Annotated in this window: 17 protein-coding genes; 8 read left to right on the top strand and 9 right to left on the bottom strand. The window is 71.3% G+C overall.

The window, feature by feature from the left end; all coding sequences use genetic code 11:
- Nucleotides 1-135 precede the first annotated feature (135 nt).
- Complete coding sequence (locus VTA80_RS01535; protein ID WP_407343665.1) at nucleotides 136-1,479, top strand: alpha/beta fold hydrolase; 1,344 nt, start codon at nucleotides 136-138, stop codon at nucleotides 1,477-1,479.
- A 27-nt stretch (nucleotides 1,480-1,506) separates the two neighbouring features.
- Here the strand turns inward: VTA80_RS01535 and VTA80_RS01530 are convergent, their stop codons facing one another.
- Together VTA80_RS01530 and VTA80_RS01525 are read right to left on the bottom strand one after the other, a co-directional pair.
- The gene (locus tag VTA80_RS01530) at nucleotides 1,507-2,400 is read right to left on the bottom strand and encodes a DUF2599 domain-containing protein (protein ID WP_407343664.1); all 894 of its coding nucleotides are present in this window, start codon (nucleotides 2,398-2,400) and stop codon (nucleotides 1,507-1,509) included.
- Nucleotide 2,401: 1 nt separating this feature from the next.
- A complete protein-coding gene (locus VTA80_RS01525; RefSeq protein ID WP_407343663.1) occupies nucleotides 2,402-2,869 on the bottom strand; it encodes a GNAT family N-acetyltransferase in 468 nt (155 codons plus the stop codon).
- Nucleotides 2,870-3,334: 465 nt separating this feature from the next.
- On the opposite strand from VTA80_RS01525, the gene VTA80_RS01520 reads away from it, so the two are divergent.
- Complete coding sequence (locus tag VTA80_RS01520) at nucleotides 3,335-4,390, top strand: hypothetical protein (protein ID WP_407343662.1); 1,056 nt, start codon at nucleotides 3,335-3,337, stop codon at nucleotides 4,388-4,390.
- A 67-nt stretch (nucleotides 4,391-4,457) separates the two neighbouring features.
- Here the strand turns inward: VTA80_RS01520 and VTA80_RS01515 are convergent, their stop codons facing one another.
- Nucleotides 4,458-6,752 carry a glycoside hydrolase family 3 C-terminal domain-containing protein gene (locus VTA80_RS01515; RefSeq protein ID WP_407343661.1) on the bottom strand — a complete coding sequence of 765 codons (2,295 nt, stop codon included), beginning with the start codon at nucleotides 6,750-6,752 and terminating at the stop codon, nucleotides 4,458-4,460.
- 136 nt (nucleotides 6,753-6,888) lie between these two features.
- Here VTA80_RS01515 and VTA80_RS01510 point away from each other — a divergent pair, with 136 nt between their 5' ends.
- A complete protein-coding gene (locus VTA80_RS01510; RefSeq protein ID WP_407343660.1) occupies nucleotides 6,889-7,509 on the top strand; it encodes a TetR/AcrR family transcriptional regulator in 621 nt (206 codons plus the stop codon).
- An 18-nt stretch (nucleotides 7,510-7,527) separates the two neighbouring features.
- On the opposite strand, the gene VTA80_RS01505 is transcribed toward VTA80_RS01510, so the two are convergent.
- The 3 genes from VTA80_RS01505 to VTA80_RS01495 all read right to left on the bottom strand — a co-directional run bounded on the left by VTA80_RS01505 (nucleotide 7,528) and on the right by VTA80_RS01495 (nucleotide 9,627).
- The gene (locus VTA80_RS01505; RefSeq protein WP_407343659.1) at nucleotides 7,528-7,947 is read right to left on the bottom strand and encodes a VOC family protein; all 420 of its coding nucleotides are present in this window, start codon (nucleotides 7,945-7,947) and stop codon (nucleotides 7,528-7,530) included.
- A gap of 95 nt (nucleotides 7,948-8,042) precedes the next feature.
- Nucleotides 8,043-8,897 (bottom strand): shikimate dehydrogenase, encoded by an 855-nt coding sequence (gene aroE, locus VTA80_RS01500; RefSeq protein ID WP_407343658.1) that lies wholly within the window; start codon nucleotides 8,895-8,897, stop codon nucleotides 8,043-8,045.
- A 346-nt stretch (nucleotides 8,898-9,243) separates the two neighbouring features.
- Nucleotides 9,244-9,627 carry a hypothetical protein gene (locus VTA80_RS01495; protein ID WP_407343657.1) on the bottom strand — a complete coding sequence of 128 codons (384 nt, stop codon included), beginning with the start codon at nucleotides 9,625-9,627 and terminating at the stop codon, nucleotides 9,244-9,246.
- 242 nt (nucleotides 9,628-9,869) lie between these two features.
- On the opposite strand from VTA80_RS01495, the gene VTA80_RS01490 reads away from it, so the two are divergent.
- Nucleotides 9,870-10,115, top strand: a complete 246-nt coding sequence (locus VTA80_RS01490) for a hypothetical protein (protein WP_407343656.1) — start codon at nucleotides 9,870-9,872, stop codon at nucleotides 10,113-10,115.
- Between the two features lie 232 nt (nucleotides 10,116-10,347).
- Here the strand turns inward: VTA80_RS01490 and VTA80_RS01485 are convergent, their stop codons facing one another.
- From VTA80_RS01485 to ilvD, 3 genes are all read right to left on the bottom strand, one after another.
- Complete coding sequence (locus VTA80_RS01485) at nucleotides 10,348-11,268, bottom strand: HAD family hydrolase (RefSeq protein ID WP_407343655.1); 921 nt, start codon at nucleotides 11,266-11,268, stop codon at nucleotides 10,348-10,350.
- Between the two features lie 165 nt (nucleotides 11,269-11,433).
- Nucleotides 11,434-13,077 (bottom strand): methyl-accepting chemotaxis protein, encoded by a 1,644-nt coding sequence (locus VTA80_RS01480; protein WP_407343654.1) that lies wholly within the window; start codon nucleotides 13,075-13,077, stop codon nucleotides 11,434-11,436.
- 336 nt (nucleotides 13,078-13,413) lie between these two features.
- Nucleotides 13,414-15,318, bottom strand: coding sequence for a dihydroxy-acid dehydratase (gene ilvD, locus VTA80_RS01475; RefSeq protein ID WP_407343653.1), 1,905 nt, complete (start codon nucleotides 15,316-15,318; stop codon nucleotides 13,414-13,416).
- A 157-nt stretch (nucleotides 15,319-15,475) separates the two neighbouring features.
- Between ilvD and VTA80_RS01470 the strand changes: the two genes are divergently transcribed.
- Genes VTA80_RS01470 through crcB (VTA80_RS01455) form a run of 4 tightly spaced genes read left to right on the top strand, consistent with a single transcriptional unit; the run spans nucleotide 15,476 to nucleotide 17,881 of the window.
- The gene (locus VTA80_RS01470; RefSeq protein WP_407343652.1) at nucleotides 15,476-16,729 is read left to right on the top strand and encodes an MFS transporter; all 1,254 of its coding nucleotides are present in this window, start codon (nucleotides 15,476-15,478) and stop codon (nucleotides 16,727-16,729) included.
- Entirely contained in the window at nucleotides 16,726-17,160 is a 435-nt protein-coding gene (gene crcB, locus VTA80_RS01465; protein ID WP_407343651.1) for a fluoride efflux transporter CrcB, read from the top strand. The genes VTA80_RS01470 and crcB (VTA80_RS01465) overlap by 4 nt, the downstream gene beginning before the upstream one ends.
- The gene (locus tag VTA80_RS01460; RefSeq protein WP_407343650.1) at nucleotides 17,157-17,510 is read left to right on the top strand and encodes a DUF190 domain-containing protein; all 354 of its coding nucleotides are present in this window, start codon (nucleotides 17,157-17,159) and stop codon (nucleotides 17,508-17,510) included. Before crcB (VTA80_RS01465) ends, VTA80_RS01460 begins: the two co-directional genes overlap by 4 nt.
- Entirely contained in the window at nucleotides 17,507-17,881 is a 375-nt protein-coding gene (crcB, locus tag VTA80_RS01455) for a fluoride efflux transporter CrcB (protein WP_407343649.1), read from the top strand. Before VTA80_RS01460 ends, crcB (VTA80_RS01455) begins: the two co-directional genes overlap by 4 nt.
- Nucleotides 17,882-17,994 lie beyond the last annotated feature (113 nt).

Genomic DNA, 17,994 nt, shown 5'->3' with positions numbered 1-17,994 from the left:
CTGGTCGAGCCTGCGGGTGTCGCGGCTCCGGCGCCGGGGTCCACCATGCCACAAGACATCGAAGTTCGTCTATATGACCGGTGGGTCGCCGGACCGATCACGTCGCCCGCGGCGGCGGGCGCCTACCCTCGGCGGGTGACCTCCGCCGCTGCCCAGCCCCTGTCCGACGCACGTTCCGCCCAGTACGCGGTGCCGGGCGTGGTGGTCCGCGAGCACCGGCTGACGGTTCCGGTGGACTGGTCCGCTCCGGACGCCTACCCGCCGATCGAGATCTTCGCCCGGGAGATCGTCGACCCGGCGCGGGCGAACGACGACCTGCCGCTCCTGCTCTTCCTGCAGGGCGGGCCCGGGGGCCAGGGGCCGCGCCCGCTCGCGACGGGGTGGTGGACGACGGCGCTCGCGACGCACCGCGTCGTGCTGGTCGACCAGCGGGGTACCGGTCGCTCGTCCCGCATCGACGGACGTCGGATCGCGGAGTTCGACGACGCCGCCGCGGCGGCCGCCTACCTCGCGTGCTTCCGGGCGGATGCGATCGTGGCCGACGTCGAGCACCTGCGTCACACCGTGTACGGCGGGCGGAAGTGGGCCACGCTCGGGCAGTCCTACGGCGGCTTCCTCACCCTCGCCTACCTGTCCCGCCACCCCGAGGCGTTGACCGCGTGCTACGTCACCGGCGGGCTGCCCAGCATCACCACCGATGCCGAGGACGTCTACCGGCACACGTACCCGCGCCAGGCCGCGCGCAATGCGGAGCTCGCCCACCGCTACCCCGACGACGTCGCGCTGCTCGGGCGGATCGCCGACCGGCTCGCCGCGGGCACCGCTTCGCGGCCGAGCGTCCGGCTGCCCAACGGGGACCCCTTCACGGTTGAGCGCCTGCAGCTGCTCGGGATGCCGTTCGGGATGAGCACCGGGATCGACGCGCTGCACTGGCTGCTCGACACCGAGCATGTCGACGACGCCGCGGCCGAGCCCTCCGACGCGTTCGGGGCGGCGGTCGCGCGGCAGACCGGCTTCGACGACAACCCGCTCTACGTGGTGCTGCAGGAGGCGATCTACCACCAAGGGACCCGGGCACCTGGGTGGGCGGCGCAGGCCGAGCACGAGCGCCGCTCGGCCTTCGGGGCGGGGGAGCGACCGTTGCTGCTCACCGGAGAGGCCGCCTACCCCTGGATGTTCTCCCAGATCAGGGCCCTGCGGCCGTTCCAGGGCGCCGCCGAGGAGCTTGCCGCGCGCACGGAGTGGCCGCAGCTGTACGACGTCGAGCGGCTCGCTGCGAACGAGGTGCCGGTGGCGGCGCTGCAGTACTTCGACGACCCCTACGTCGACCTCGATCTCGCCCTCGCCACGGCGGGCGCGGTCGGCAACACGCAGGTGTGGGTGACCAACGAGTACCTGCACGACGGGTTGCGGGTCGCGGGAAAGGTCATCCTGCCGCGGCTGATCGGGCTCGCTGCGGGGACGTGGAGCGTGCGGTGAGGCCCACGGGGTCCTCGCCCGCGGCGATCAGGGGTTGCAGCGGGTAGCGAGCAGCGTCAGCGAGTCGACCGCGGGGCGCCACGGCTCGAGATTCCAGTTGTCCTTCGTCGGGGCACCCAGCGCGTGGCACGTCAGCTGGTCGTGCATCGACGTCGAGTCGGCATCGGGCTCGGCTGCGACCAGCGCCGACCACAACGCCTCCTGGGCGGCGACGCCTCCGGTGCGGACCCAGGTAGCCGGGACGACGGCGAGTGACCGTCCCCCTTCGCGGTCGCCCCACACCGCGCTGACCAGGGGAGTCGCGCCGAACGTGAGAGTCGCGGCCCCGGCCGGTCCGGCGCCGACAAGGACGTCGAGCAGGGTGGGGTCGCCGGCGCGAGCCGCCAACCGCGCCGAGAGGCGGTTCCCGGCGGCGTCGACGACCCTCGCCGGGGGCAACGCGCCGACGACCGTTCCGGTGGACCCGGTCAGTGCGACCGAGCGGTCGGTCCGCACGTCGAAGCCCAGGCCCGGTGGCGCGGCGAGCACGGCCGCGAGGCGATCCGCATCGGTGCTGTCGCCCGGTTCGGTGTCGGGTGCGGGGGCGACGGCAAACGTGAGCACCGCTGACCCGTCGTCCTGAGCGGTGACGGTGACCGCCGTCAGGGGAGCAGCGGCGCGCAGGGTCAGGTCGCCCGCGCGCACGGGTGTCCCAGCGGTGCGGGCAGCCTCGGCGAGCGCCGCCGGGTCCGCGGCGGGCACCGCGCTCGGCGTCGGGGGCGGCGGCGACGTTCGCGTCGTGGTCGGCGTGACCGCTGGTTCACCTCCCGTGCACGCCCCGAGCGTGGTCGCGAGGGCGATCGCGAGGATCAGGGGCAGCGCGCAGCGCACGAACCCGCCGGGCGGGGCACTGGTGCCGTTCCGGGACGTCGTCGCGGGCATGCTAGCCGAGGCGCTTCGTCATCTGCAGCGCCATCGTGCCGTAGCCCAGGGACTCGTACAGCGCGCGTGCGGCCGTGTTGAACCCGAACACGTTGAGGCCCAGCGTCGTCGCGCCGTGGGCCTGAGCCTCGACCTCGGCGAGCACGAGCGCGGCACGACCCAGGCCGTGTCCGCGATGCGGCTCGTCGATCGCCAGGTCCCACAGCCACCAGTCGCCCGGCCCGCCGTTCGACTGCCGGCCGATCCATACGTAGCCGACCCGCTCGCCGTCGTGCACGATGTCGAGCACGAGATGCCCAGGTGCCGGGACGCCGTGCGGGAAGCACTCCTCGAACGGCTCATCGGCCTTCTCGCGGGCCTGCTCGGGGGTCTTGCCGGACCTGATCAGGTCCTCGAGGTACTCCACCTGGCACGCGTCGTACCAGGGGCGCAGCCGGGACGGATCCATGGGCTCGAGGGTGAGGGGCACGTCCAGATTCTTCCACGCGCGCACTCGCGCGAGGGAGTGGCGACCGCCGTCATCGCCATCGCCGTCCGGATAGCAGGACTGCGGCTAGGCCATTCGAGGCAATCATCGCCGGGACACGTCCGACGAACGTGCGCCGGGGGTCGGTTGTCCCGCTCACCGACGCGACAAATGGGTCCGACAAACCCGCGCGAACGGGTCGAATTGTGCGGGTGTTGCAGACGGGAGAATGCCGCCGGCAGCGCGTGCACGGTGCGGGCGCTCAGGTGTGACCAGCACTATTGTTTGTGGTGCAGGTGAGCTGGGCTACCGCTGAGGAGCCCGGAGAGCCGCCAACGACCGCCCGAGAAGGGCCCCTGCAATCCCGCGACGCCAGGCGAGGAATACTCGCGCCGACGTTGTTGCGGAGCGGGGAATGCAGGTTCAGCAGGGGTATCCATCGCCCCTGCATCACTACAGGAGATCAGCGTGTCCGACGACCAGTCACCCACCCCGCCGTTCGGCGAACAGCCGCCCCCGGCCCAGCAGTATGGCCAGGCGCCCGAGCAGGCGCAGTATGGCCAGGCGCCCGAGCAGGCGCAGTACGGCCAGGCGCCCGAGCAGGCGCAGTACGGCCAGCAGCCGCCGATGCAGTTCGGTCAGCAGCCGCCCGTGCAGGCGCAGTACGGCCAGGCGCCGCAGTACGGCCAGCAGCCGCCCGCGGCCGCGCCCTACGGTCAGCAGCCGCCCACGCCCTACGGTCAGCAGCCGCCCACGCCCTACGGTCAGCAGCCGCAGGTGAAGCGCCCGACGGAGCCGCTCGCGATCTGGGGCCTGGTCACGGCCTTCCTCTTCTGGCCGGCCGGGCTCGTCCTGTCGATCATGGCGTCCAAGAAGATCAAGCGTGAGGGTGGCGAGGGTGCGGGGCTGTCGCTTGCCGGCCTCATCGTCTCCATCGTCGCGGGAGCGTCGACCGTCATCGGCATCATCGCGTTCGCGCTGATCAGCGTCGCGGCCGTCGGCACGATCGGCACGGTCGCCGCCGCCGTGGACGCGCTCCCGACTGATGGGTCCTTCGCTGAGCCGTCCGCGCCCGCCGACGGCGAGTCCGGCAGCCGGACCGCCCCCCTGGCGTACGGCGATTGGCTCCAGTTCCCCGGCGAGAGCGGTGACGTGGAGTGGGAGACCTCCATCGGTGCACCGAACTGGGACGCGACCGCTGTGCTGGCCGCGGACGAGTACAACGACGTGGCCCCGGCCGGGTCGGTCTACGTCGTCGTCCCCGTCTCGTACCGCAACAAGGTCGTCGAGGCCAAGTCCCCGTGGCTCGAGACGTCGGTCGCCTTCGTCTCGGCTGCCGGGATCTCCTACGACTCGACCTTCGCCTCCATCGAGAACGAGGCGTCCGACCTGACCGACCTGTACCAGGACGGCGAGGCGACCGGGAACCTGGTCTTCCTGCTGCCGACCGATGCGCTCACGGGTGGCACGTGGTCCGTGTCGTACGGCTGGTTCGCGCCGGAGCTGTTCGTCGCCGCTTCCTGAGCGGTCACGCAGAGGTCCCCGGCGACAGCGTCTGTCGTCGGGGACCTCTGCGTTCCGGGGGTGCCGATCAGGACGCGGTGGCCTCGTTGGCGGCGGTGGCCAGTGCGGCGAGCTCGTCCTCAGCGATCGGGAAGCCCGGGAACCGGGACAGCCGGTCGAGCGGGATGGCGCGCATCATCTCGGCCGTGCTCGGGTCGAACAGCCCGGCCGCGACGTTGCTGGCGTCGGCGAACCGGGCCTGCAGCGCGGGTCCGGTCATCGGGTGGTCGAGCCAGGCGGAGGCCGGCGACTGCGGCGACAGCGGGGGCGTCAGCGCATCCCCGGTGAGCTCCACCGTGCCGCTGAGCCGGACGTCCCGCGAGGAGGCGCCGACCCGGATCTCGAAGGACCCGCCCTCGACGACCCACCGGTGCAGCTGCACGTGCCAGAACGAGAAGGCCCGGGCGTCGAGCATCAGCGTGACCCGCGCGCTTGCGCCCGGCTCGAGCGACACCGGGGCGAACCCCTTGAGCTCCTGGTCCGGCCGAAACACCGAGGACTCGGGGTCCGCGACGTAGACCTGCACGGTCTCCCGGCCGGCCCGGCTTCCGGTGTTCGTCACGGTCAGGCCGACCTCGACCTGGACCTCGGGCCCCGCACAGAGCACGGTCGTGGTCAGGTCGGTGTACCCGAAGGTCGTGTACGACAGCCCGTGCCCGAACGGGTAGCTCACCTCGAGCCGGTGTGCGTCGTACCAGCGGTAGCCGATGAGCAGGCCCTCGCCGTACCGGACCGAGCCGAGCTCGCCCGGGAAGGCCCCGATCGTCGGGTTGTCGCAGTGCCGCACGGGAACCGTCTCGGCGAGCCGGCCCGACGGGTTGACCGCGCCGAACAACAGGTCGGCCACGGCCTGGCCCCCACCCTGGCCGAGCAGCCAGCCCTCCAGGACGGCGCGTGCGCGGTCCTGCCAGGGGTGCAGGGCGACGACCGATCCGTTGGACAGCACGACGACGACCTGGTCGTTGACGGCCGCGACGGCGTCCAGCAGCTCGAGCTGTGCGGCGGGCAGGTCCAGGTGGGTCCGGTCGTACCCCTCGGACTCGTCCGCGGCCGGCAGGCCGAGGAACAGCACGACCACCTGGGCTGCCTGGGCGTGCCCGACCGCCTGCGCCACGAGTGCGGCGTCACCCTGCTCGGCGTCGGGGACGTAGCCGGGCGCGAACGTGACCTCGCGCGCGCCACCGACCAACTGCCGGACCGCGGTGAGCGCATCGTCGAGGCGCGTGGGCACCACCTGCGAGCTGCCGGCCCCCTGGTACCGGGGAGTGCGGGCGAACTCGCCCACGACGGCGATCGCGCCGCCGACCCGGGGATCGAGGGGGAGGATCGCCCCGTCGTTCTTCAGGAGCACCGCGCTGGCGGCGGCCGCCTCGCGGGCCAACGCGTGATGCGCGGCGGCGTCGAAAGTCTGGCCGGGGGCGAGCGCCGGCAGCGCCCGGTCGACCAGGGTCAGGACGCGGGTGACGGCGAGATCGACGTCGGGCAGGCTGAGCGTGCCCGCCGCGATTGCGGCGAGGATCTTGCGCTGCCCGCCACCGCCGGACGACGGCATCTCGAGGTCGAGCCCGGCGTGCACGGCCGCGGCCCGGTCGTTCACGGCGCCCCAGTCCGACACGACGACGCCGTCGTATCCCCAGTCCCCGCGTAGCACGTCGGTCAGCAGCCAGCGGTTCTCGGAGGCGTAGACGCCGTTGATCCGGTTGTACGAGCACATCACGGTCCACGGCCGGGCGGAGGTGACGATCCGCTCGAAGGCGGGCAGGTAGATCTCGCGCAGCGTCCGCTCGTCGACCTCGGCCGACACGGACATCCGCTCGGTCTCCTGGTTGTTCGCGGCGAAGTGCTTGAGCGAGGTGCCCACGCCTCGGCTCTGGATGCCGCGGACGAGCGCCGCGCCGAGCTCGCCGGCGAGCAGAGGGTCCTCGGAGAAGTACTCGAAGTTGCGCCCGCACAGCGGTGAACGCTTCATGTTCACGCCCGGGCCGAGCAGCACCGCGACCTGCTCGGCGCGGCACTCGTCGCCCAGGGCCACGCCGACGCGGGCGAGGAGGTCGACGTCCCAGGTCGAGGCGAGCCCGGCCGCGGGCGGGAAGCACGTGGCGGGGACGGACGTGCCGATCCCGAGGTGGTCACCGGCCACGGCCTGCTTGCGCAGCCCGTGGGGGCCGTCGGTCACCATGACAGCCGGGATGCCGAGACGGGCGATCGGCTCGGTGTGCCAGAAGTCCGACCCGTCCAGCAGTGCCGCCTTCTCCTCGAGCGTCAGCTCGGCGAGCAGTGCAGGAATGTCCAGGCGTGCGGGCGGATCGGGTGTCACGGTCATGGGGGCTCCTGGGTTCTCGGTGGCCGGGGCGCGGCGTGAGCGACAGGCTACTGCAAAACCGACCATGCGGTAAGTTTCTAGTCTGGATCGAGAAGGGTCACCCGACCGTTCGGTCCACCACTCCGGAGGAGGCCCGATGACCACCAGTGCACCGCGCGGGTACGCCAAGGGACGGGCCACGCGGCAGCAGATCCTCGACGAGGCGATGACGCTGTTCGGCGAGGTCGGCTACCGGTCGGCGTCGCTCCGGGAGATCGCGGCCCGGTGCGGGATCTCGCATCCGGGGCTCCTGCATCACTTCGCCCACAAGGAGGCGCTGCTCATGGCGGTGCTCCAGCGGCGGGACGAGCTCGACTCCGCACGGTTTCCGAGCTTGCGGGAGACGGGTCTGGACCGGTTGCGGGCCCTCGTCGAACTGGTGGAGCACAACGCGCACGTACCGGGGATCGTCGAGCTCTTCGCGGCGCTGTCGACCGAGGCGATCGCTCCCGACCACCCCGCCCATGCCTACTTCGTGCGCCGCTACGCGCGGACCCGGGCCTCGCTCGCCGAGGCGCTCGAGGCCACCAGGGCGCAGGGTGCGCTCCGCGACGGGGTCGACCCCGAGCTCGCGGCTGTCGTCATCGTCGCCGTGATGGATGGGCTGCAGGTGCAGTGGCTGCTGGACCGCGGTTCGGTCGACATGGCGCGAACGCTGCAGGCCCACATCGCCCGGCTGCTCACGGTGCCGTTCCCGGACCAGGTCGACGCCGGTTAGCCCCGCGTCTGGTCCCTTTTAGGTGTCGTGGAGCCACGGCGTGAAGCAGACCCCGACGAGCATCCCGTCCTGCGTCTGGAGCCGGGCGATGATCTGGTGCCAGGGTTCGGTTCTGGCCGGGTGCAGGAGGGTGTAGCCCTTGGCCACCAGCTCCTGCGCGGCAGCCTCGACGTCGTCCACCTCGAACTCGACGCAGGCCTGCGGGACGGGATGGGAGTCGGGCCACTGGGACTGGCCGAAGCAGGCCGCCGCGGCCTCCTTGAGGGGCCAGACGCCGAAGTGCTTCACCCCGCCGAATCCTTCGAAGAAGACGTACTGCGATTCCCCGGCGGTGATGGCTGAGCGCAACGGTAGGCCGATGGTGTCGCGGAAGAGGCGGCGGTCCTCGGTGGGGTGGCTCGTGATGACGGTGAAGCTCGCGATGAATCGGACGTCCATGCGACCTCACCCTAGATTGCCGCGACCACCCGCCATGATCGGCGCGCGCGGTGCGACGGCCCGGGTACGCGAGGGGTTCACCCGCCGGGACGCACCTAGGCGAACAGGTCGTCGAGCACGCGACGCATCACCAGCGGATCGGCGTCCACACCCGTCCAGAGCCTGATGCCGATGACGGCCTGGTTGACCAGCATCCCCAGCCCGTCGAGAGTGCGGCAGCCGCGCGCCTCGGCCGCGGCCAGGAATGCCGTCCGCGGTGGGTTCGGGATCACGTCGGCGACGACCATCCTGGCGCGCAGGCTGGCGTAGTCGAGGTCGGGCCGCGCGTCGGCGTCGGGGAAGAGGCCGATCGAGGTGGCATTGACGACGATCCCGACCTCGGCCGGGACGCTCAGCGGTCCTACCCAGGCCAGGGCGACGGCGTCGGCCGGGGTGTTCTGGCGGACATGGCGCGCGAGGTCGTCCGCACGCTGCGGGCTCCGGTTGGCGATCACGATCCGGCGCGCGCCCGCGAGAGCGAGTTCGACCGCGATCGCGCGCGCCGCGCCGCCCGCGCCCAAGACGAGCACGACCTGGTCGCGCGGGTCGGCGACGGTGCGCAGCGACGTGAGGAACCCCTGCCCGTCGGTGTTCTCGCCCCGCAGGCGCCCCGACTCGATGACCACGCAGTTGACCGCACCGATCAGCGCGGCGGACTCGGCGAGCTCGTCGAGGAGCGGGATCACGGCGACCTTGTGCGGGAGCGAGCAGTTGAATCCGACCCAGCCCATGGCTACCGCCCCGCGGACGGCCGCCTCGAGGTTCTCGCCGGACACGTCGCAGTTCACGTAGCGGGCGGTCAGGCCGTGGTGGCGGTAGGCGGCCTCGACCATCACTCCGGTCGGGTTCTCGTCGACCGGGGACGCGAACACGCCGGTGAGGACGCTGAGGAAGTGGTGGGACTCGGTCATCGCTGCTCCTGGGTCGTTCGTCGCGGGTGTCCCGTCGCGTCGTCGGCGGTCATCCCGGCGGCGGCGAGCGGGTGCACGATCGGGCCCGCCGGGAGTCAGTAGAGATGATACGAAGTCGTACCCGCGCGCCCTGCTGCGGCCAAGAACGACATGAGCCGGTCCGAGGCGATCCGCGCCGCGCCAACCCACTTCACTGCGTCAAGGTCCACCCCAGCGCGCTCACGCCCGGCATCTCCGCGGAGGGATGCGATTCAGGCAGCGCAATGGTTGCTGTCGATCGAGCCCCTCGACGAGGACGGCCCTCCTGGAAGCTCCCACCCGAGCCGCTCTGTGTGAGTCAGCGCGTTCAGGGACCGCCGCTGAGCCCGTAGGCGAGGTACGAGTCCGGGCCGTTTTTCAGGTAGATGCCCATCGAGCACGGCAGAGCAGGATTGGCGCGTTTCGCGTCCGGGGGGACGACAGCCAGGAGGGGTTGGCCGATAACCGGGGGGACTTTGCCGACCACTTCCAGCATGTAGGGCGCATCGCCGTTCAGGGTCGTTGTGCTCTCGATCTGGCGGATCTCAGCCCCGCTGCGCACTGCGGTGCCGCGGAGGTAGGTGCGGTCGCAATAGCTGATGCGCTGCGGCGTCTGCCACCACGTGCCGTAGGCATACCGGTAGCTGGCTGTTCCAGCTGCGGCCACGACCAGGGTGAGCGCAACGACTGCAGTGGCTGATCGACGCTTCACGTCGCTCCGATGAGACGGGAAGGCGGTCGCCTTCTACGAGGAGTCGAACACAGATCCAACCGAATCGGAGGAGATTCAGATCGGTCCAGTGACCGACTCTGTCCGTCCAACTGCGGGCCGATGCTCAGGTCGTCTTGTGACCGCCGAACGCGGTGCACGCGGATCTCCTGCTCCCTACGTTCGCGCCGATGGGGCAACACACGTCGTTGCGCCAGGCGACGGCCTCAAGCAGTCTGGGATCCATGGACCTTGAAGTGTTGTGGCCTCTCCTCGAACGGGATTCCCGTGACTGGCTCATCGCCAACAATGGGGACGCCTTGAGCGTGACGGTCCTCGAAGACATCGCACGAGTGAACGGTTCGGTGCCCACTGACGGGTGGTGGGGCCTCACGAAGGGGCCGACCGGTTTCCACCTCTCCGACGCGGGCATCGACTGGATCGAGGCGGTGGCCAATCGGGAGGTGCCCCCGCCGCCGCCCGATCGCTGAACGTGCCAGCGCGAGAAAGGCTGTGGCCTCTGCCACCGGGTGGACCGCTTCGTGTCGTGTGCGCGTGGCCTGACCGCCAGATCAGCGAGACAAGCACGACCATCGATGCCGCGCAGCTGCGAATCGCGGCAACCAAGGCGACCTCCCTTTGGTCATGACGGTCACCGACCATCCGAGCAAGCAGCGCAATTTCGGCGCGATGGTTCTTGGTGGCCGCCTGACCGTCATCTGGTCAGAAGACGGTGGCCCAGTCGTTCTTGACGCTGACGACGGTCCAGTCGTTCTGGGCAGCCAGTTCGAGTGCCTTCTCCGACCCGGAGACGTAGTCGAACTCGCGCTCGGCGTCGTCGTGCAGCACGAGCAGCCTCAGGGTCGGCGTGGTGGGGTGCCGGGTCCAGTCGAGCATCTCGATGTCGCCGTTGGAGTTCCCGCCGGCGAGCACGGGGCGCCGGCCGACCCGGTTCCAGATGCGCACCGGCTTCTCCGGTCCGTCGTCGAGGTAGTCGGGCGCCGCCTTGCGCACGATCGTGCCGCCGTGCTCGTCGGGCACGTAGGCCAGGGCGGGGGCGCTGCCGACGACCCGCTCGCTGGGCACGCCATACACCTCGGCGCTGATCGGCCGCATGAAGTCGCGTCCACCGCCAGAGACGATGTAGGTGGTAAAGCCGTTCGCCTCGAGGTACCCGAGCAGCTGCACCATCGGGGCGTAGGCGCACTCGAGGTAGCCCCGCCCGAGCGTCGGGTGTGCGGCGCTGCGCAGGAACGAGCCGGCCTCCTCGGCGAAGTCGTCCACGCTGATGTCGGCGAAGGCTCCCAAGATGCCGCCGGCCAGCGCCGGCAACTGCGAGTCGTCACCGGCGTAGTGCTGTGCGAGCACCGTGCCGAACCAGGCATAGTCGCGCTCAGCGACCGCCTTCCACGGCTGCTCGAGCGCCAGGGCCGGGTTCTCCTGCACCATCGCAGTCAGCCGCCGCAGGATGAAGTCGAGCTGGATCGGCATCGGCTTCTCGCACCACAGCGTGCCGTCGTTGTCGAACACCGCGACCCGGTCCGCTGGCGCCAGCCCGGTGTGTGGGTCGGTGGCCCGCTCGACGAAGGCGAGCACCGCCTCCCTCGTCGCCCCCTGGTTCCACAACGACAACGGCTCACTCATGACGATCTCCCTCGATGACGTCCGCAGCCATGAACCAGTCCAGTCAACGCGAAGCTGCGGCGGCGTGGATCACATCCACCGGGTGTGGCAATCCGGTCGACTCTGTGCCAAGGGTGTCGACGACGGCTGAAGACTGCCCCGCCTGGCGTCGGGCGAGGTGAGGCCTCAGTACGTGAAGGCCGCGATCCGCTCGCGCAGGTCGGCGGACATGCGCGCCAGCTCCGTGACCGAGACGCCCATCTGGCCCATCACGTCGCTCGAGCTCGCTGCTGTGCGGGCGACCCCGGTGATGTTCATCGCGATCTCGCCGGAGCCCGCGGCCGCCTCGGTCACCGACCGCGACATCTGGTTCGTCGTGGCCGTCTGCTCTTCGACCGCCGAGGCGATCTCCAGCTGATACGCGTTGATCGAGGCGATGATCGAGCTGATCTCCTCGATCGCGGCGACGGCGCCGGAGGTGTCCACCTGGATGGCCGCGACCCGCTTGGTGATCTCGTCGGTCGCGCGCGCGGTCTCCCGTGCGAGCTCCTTCACCTCGCCCGCCACGACGGCGAACCCCTTGCCGGCCTCGCCCGCGCGCGCCGCCTCGATCGTGGCGTTCAGCGCCAGGAGGTTGGTCTGCTCGGCGATGCTCGTGATCGCCTTGACGACCGTGCCGATCTCCGCCGACGAGACGCCGAGCTTGGCGACCAGGTCACTAGTCGACGACGCGACGCCGGTCGCGCGGCTGGCGACCTTGGCTGCCTCGTTCGCGTTCTGGGCGATCTCGCGGATCGACGCGCCCATCTGCTCGGCACCGGTGGCCACGGTCTGGACGTTCCGGCTCACCTGCTCCGCCGCGGCAGCCACGACTCCCGCCTGCGCGCTCGTCTCCTCCGAGCCTGCGGCCATCTGGGCGTTCGCAGCGGAGAGCTCTTCGGCAGCCGAGGCCACGGTTCCCGCGGTCTCCCCGACTCCCGCGAACGCCACCCGCAGGGAACGCTGCGCGACCTCGAGCGCGTGCGCCATCTGCCCGATCTCGTCGGTTCCGTGCACGTCGGCGGGCACGGTCAGATCCCCGCTCGCCAGCCCCTCGAGCGAGGCCGTGACGGCCTTGAGCCGGCGCCGGAGCGCCTGCGCGATGAGCAGGCCGAGCGTGACCACCACCACGAGGGCGACGCCGAGCACCACCACGAGGACCCAGATCGTCGCCGTGGAGCTGGTGTGCGCGTCGGTCACGACGGCGGTGGACAGGTCCGTGATCTCCACCTGCAGGGAGTCCAGGTAGTCGACGTACTCGTTGATCAGCGGTTGGCTCACGCTGTCGAGCAGCGACTCGTAGCCGCTCGACGCGTCGGCGAGCGCCGCCGGGACCAGTTGCGCGTCCCGAGCGCTGATCCACGCCTCATAGCCCGCCAGGAACGGTGCCCAGCTCGGCAGCGCCGCTCCCTCGGTCGCCGCGAAGGCGTCGATGTAGCCCTGCATCTCGGCGTCGTTCTTCGTCTGCTTGGACATCCAGGCGTTCTGCGTCGCGTGCGACTGGATCGCAGCGAGCTGGGCGACGATCATCCGTGCCGTGAGCTGGTCCTGCTGGATCAGCCCGAGGTTCATGGACACGTCGTTCTGGAGGGCCACCACCTCGTCGGTGCTCGTCACGACGGCGCGCAGCGACCCGACCGCGAGGACGCCGGTGCCGACGGCGGCGACGGCAAGCACGGCGATCAGGCACAGGATCTTGGCCCGGACGGACTGGTCGACGATCCAGGCGATGACGCCGCGCGGGCGTACGTACGAGTCGATAGCGGTCGCGGAGCGCAGGTCGTCGGTCATGGCAGGTCCTCGCGGTTCTGGGGGGAGGGGCACGGCGGACTCAAGGGCGCGGGCGGCATCGTCGGCCGGGCTTGCAGGACGTGGGCTCGGTCGCTGCCAAGGCGGGGGTGGGGGAGGTGCCGCGCGTGCGCGGAGCTCACGCCCGCGGCCGGGCGCAGGACACAGCCCAGCAGTACGCCGACGACGTCGTCGATGCCATCCATGGCAGCCCCCTGGTCCGATTCCCCTGACTCCGACCCGATCGGCCGCGGGAGAGCAGTCGTGAGGATTGCGCCGGGTTCGCGCGGTCGAGCCCGCGGCGAGCGGCGCGTGGGGTCGGGTGGAGCGGCGTCCCGCCTACGGTCGCAGGGCGTGCCGAGCGGCGCCGGTCGAGCTCGTCGCGGGAACCTGTCGTTCCAGCAGGCTGAGGTCGCGCACGGCCCCGGTGTCGGCCGACGTGGCCATCGCGGCGTACAACCGCAGCGCGGCGGACACGACGCGGTCGCGGTCCTTCGGCCGGTATCCGCCGGCCGCCTCGAGGTCCGCGCGCCGGGCGGCCAGGACCTCGTCGGGCACGTCGAGGTGGATCGAGCGGTGCGGGATGTCGATGGCGATCGTGTCGCCGTTCTCGACGAGCGCGATCGCGCCGCCGGCCGCGGCCTCGGGGGAGACGTGTCCGATCGAGAGCCCGGAGGTGCCGCCGGAGAACCGGCCGTCGGTGATCAGGGCGCACACGGCGCCCAGGCCCCGGGCCTTGAGATACGTGGTCGGGTACAGCATCTCCTGCATCCCGGGCCCGCCGCGGGGACCCTCGTAGCGCACGACGACGACGTCGCCCGGCTTGACCGTGCCGCTCAGGATCGCGTCGACGGCGTCCTCCTGGGACTCGACGACGAGGGCGGGACCGGTGAACGTGAGGATCGACTCGTCGACGCCGGCCGTCTTGACGATGCTGCCGTCCTCGGCGAGGTTGCCCCACAGCACGGCCAGACCGCCGTCGACCGTGTAGGCGTGGGCGACGTCGCGGATGCAGCCGGCCTCGGCGTCGACGTCGAGGGTCGCCCACCGCTCGGACTGCGAGGAGGCCTCGGCCGAGCGCACCCGGCCCGGCGCGGCGTGGAAGAGCTCCACGGCGGTGGCCGACGGCGACTTTCCGCGGATGTCCCAGGCGTCCAGCCAGGTGTCGAGGGACGGGGCGTGCACGGTGTGGACGTCCTCGCGCAGCAGGCCCGTGCGGTGCAGCTCGCCCAGGATGGCCGGCACCCCGCCGGCCCGGTGGACGTCCTCCATGAGGTAGCTGCTGGAGGGCGCGACCTTGCAGATGCAGGGCACGACGCGCGAGCGCGCCTCGATGTCGCGCAGCGTGTAGTCGAGCTCGGCCTCGCGGGCCGCGGCGAGCAGGTGCAGCACCGTGTTGGTGGAGCCGCCCATGGCGATGTCCAGGGACATCGCGTTGTCGAACGCGTCGTGGGTGGCGATGGCGCGCGGCAGGACGGACGCGTCGTCGCCGTTGTAGAAGCGGTTCGTGATCTCCACGATCGTGCGCCCGGCCGCCTCGTACAGGTCGCGCCGGGCGGTGTGGGTCGCGAGCGTGGAGCCGTTGCCCGGCAGGGCGAGGCCGAGGGCCTCGACGAGGCAGTTCATGGAGTTGGCGGTGAACATCCCGGAGCACGACCCGCAGGTCGGGCAGGCCGCGGCCTCGATGACGTCGATGTCGGCGTCGGACACCTCGCCCGAGACGGCGTCGGAGATCGCGGTCACGAGGTTGAGGCCGTGCCGGACGGTGCCGTCCGACAGGGTGGCCGTGCCGCCCTCCATCGGGCCACCGGAGACGAATACCGTCGGGATGTTCAGCCGCAGCGCGGCCATCAGCATCCCGGGCGTGATCTTGTCGCAGTTGGAGATGCAGATGAGCGCGTCGGCGCAGTGGGCCTGGACCATGTACTCGACCGAGTCGGCGATCAGGTCGCGCGAGGGCAGGGAGTACAGCATCCCGCCGTGCCCCATCGCGATCCCGTCGTCGACGGCGATGGTGTTGAACTCGCGGGGGATGCCGCCGGCGGCCTTGATTGCCGCCGAGACGATCCGCCCGACGGGCTGCAGGTGGGTGTGGCCGGGGACGAACTCGGTGAAGCTGTTCGCGACCGCGATGATCGGCTTGCGGCCGATGTCGGCTCGATCCACCCCGCTCGCCAGGAGCAACGCGCGGGCCCCGGCCATGTTCCGGCCGTGGGTGACTGTTCGCGAACGCAACGGAGGCATGGTGACAGTCCAGCACACCTGGGTCGGGGGCCGGACCGGGCGGAGGGGACCTTGGGCGGGAAGGCCTCCTCCGCGCTGGCTAGAGTTTCGTTGTCACGGTGGAGGGGCTCAACCCTCGAAACCGCCGTGCAGACCTGCCTGAGGAGGCGCCGGCGTCGTGAGCGAACCCACTGCGGCGAAGCAGAAGTGGTTCACGCGGGGGGTCGGCAGCATCGGGGCGGCGTCGTTCTTCAGCGATGCCGGCCACGAGATCACGACCAGCGTGCTCCCGAGCTTCCTCAGCGCCACCCTCCACACCGGACCCGGGGTCCTCGGCGCGATCGAGGGCGTCTCGAACGGTCTCATCGGGCTGAGCAAGCTGGCCGGCGGGCCGCTGTCGAACGACCCGACCCGTCGGGCCCGCCTTGCGTCGGGCGGGTACCTGGTGACGGCGTTCGCGACGGGCGCGATCGGGCTGGCGACCTCGGTGGGTCAGGTCGCCGTGCTCCGGGCGCTCGCGTGGATGTCGCGCGGGATCCGCTCCCCGGCGAGGGACACCCTCCTGATGTCCCTGGTTCCCCGGGCCGCGTACGGGCGCGCATCGGGCGTCGAGCGGGCCGGCGACAACGCCGGTGCGATCGTCGGACCGTTGCTCGCCGCCGCACTCGTGGGTGTCGTGGGGATCCGCAACACGATGCTGCTGGCGTTCATCCCCGGGCTCTTCGCCGCCGCGGCGATCACCGTCGCTGCGCGCGAGGCCCGCCGCACGGTGCTGCCTGTCGAAGGTCGACGCACCCTGTCGTTCAACCTGCGCGAGCTGCGCGAGGCCGGGATGGTGCGCGCGTTCGCCCCGGTGGCCCTGTTCGAGGTGGGCAACCTCGCCACGACGCTGCTGATCCTGCGCGCCACCGACCTGCTCCACGTGGGCGGGCGCAGTGTGGGGGAGGCCACCACAGTCGCGATCTTGCTCTATGCGGCGCACAACGGGGCGGCCGCGCTCGCGGCCATCGCCGGGGGACACCTCGCGGACCGACTCAACCCGAGAATGGTCTTTGCGGCGGGGTGCGCCGCGTACGTCGTGGGCTACGGCATCTTCGCGGTCGAGCAGCACTCCTGGCCGGTGCTGCTGCTCGGGTTCGTTTGCGCCGGGATCGGCATCGGGTTCGCCGAGACCGCCGAGTCCACCGTCGTGGCGCTGATGCTTCCCGACCGCCTGCGCGGCAACGGGTACGGCGTGCTCGGCCTGGTCCAGTCCCTGGGTGCGCTCGCGGCCTCCCTGGTCGTGGGGCTCCTGTGGGCCGCGTTCACCCCGTCGGTGGCCTTCGGCTACGCGGCCGCCTGGATGCTCGCGGCCGCCCTGGCCGCGCGCCTGATCACCGCGACCGCGACGACGACCGCCACCTCGGCACCGGACCAGGGCACGCGCGCATGAGTGATCGCCGCTCGTCGCGCACCCAGGTCTGGGGCGTCACCGCGACCATCGCCCTCGGCGGCGCGCTCGGCGCCCTCGCGAGGTACGGGGTGAGCACCGCCTGGCCGCACCCGCCGGCCGGCTTCCCCTGGGCGACCGTCGTGATCAACGTGACGGGCTGCTTCTTGATCGGCGCGCTCATGGTGGTCCTGACCGAGATCGCCGGCCGACCCCACCCCCTGGCCCGGCCCTTCCTCGGCGTCGGGATCCTGGGTGGTTTCACGACGTTCTCCACCTACACCGTCGAGGTGCAGCAGCTCCTCGCCGGCGGCCACGTCACAGTGGCGCTGTTGTATCTGTTCGGCACACTGGGCGCGGCCCTGGTCGCGGTCCAGCTCGGCATCGTTGCCACCCGTCTGCTCGCCCGAACGCGAAGAGGAAGACGACCATGAAGGCTCAGGACTCGGTGCTGCGGTTGACGATCTACATCGGCGAGGCCGACCAGTGGCACCACCGGCCGCTGTACAGCGAGATCATCCACCGTGCCCACGCCGCCGGCCTGGCCGGTGCGGCGGCCTTCCGCGGGTTCGAAGGCTTCGGTGCCTCCCACCACATCCACACCACCCGCCTGCTCAGCGTGAGCGAGCACCTGCCGGTGAGCGTCGTGATCGTGGACACCGAGGACCGGATTCGTGCGTTTCTGCCGCAGCTCGACGAGCTCATCCAGGCGGGGATGGCCATCCTCGATCCCGTGGAGGTCGTGAAGTACGTCGGGCGACGCACGCAGGAACCGGACGTATGACGGTCCTGCTCGTCGCGCTCGGCGCGGCGGTCGGCGCGCCCCTGCGGTACTACACCGACCGCACGGTCCAGGCCCGGCACGACTCGGTCTTTCCCTGGGGCACGCTCACGGTCAACGTCGTCGGCTCCCTGCTGCTCGGGTTCCTCCTCGGTGGCGCGACCGCCGGCGGGGTCTCGCCCGCGGTCGTGGCGGCCTGCGGCACCGGGTTCTGCGGGGCCCTGACCACCTACAGCACCTTCGGCTACGAGACGGTGCGGCTCGCAGAGGGCGGGTCAGTGCTCTACGGGTTCGCCAACATCGTGGTCAGCCTCCTCGCGGGACTCGCCGCGGCGTGGGTCGGCCTGGCGCTCGCGGGCGTGCTCTGGTCCTAGGGGTCAGGCACGGCCCTGCGTCGCACCGGAGACGACGGCGATCTTCGACACCCGCGGAGAACCCATGTGTCGATCCTCAATTGACGCCGGTTTTGCACAGTGCGAGCACGCGA

The sequence above is a fragment of the Pengzhenrongella phosphoraccumulans genome (genome assembly GCF_045689905.1).
In the GTDB taxonomy this organism is placed as follows: Bacteria; Actinomycetota; Actinomycetes; order Actinomycetales; family Cellulomonadaceae; genus Pengzhenrongella; species Pengzhenrongella phosphoraccumulans.
This window is presented reverse-complemented; position numbering and strand designations above follow the sequence as displayed.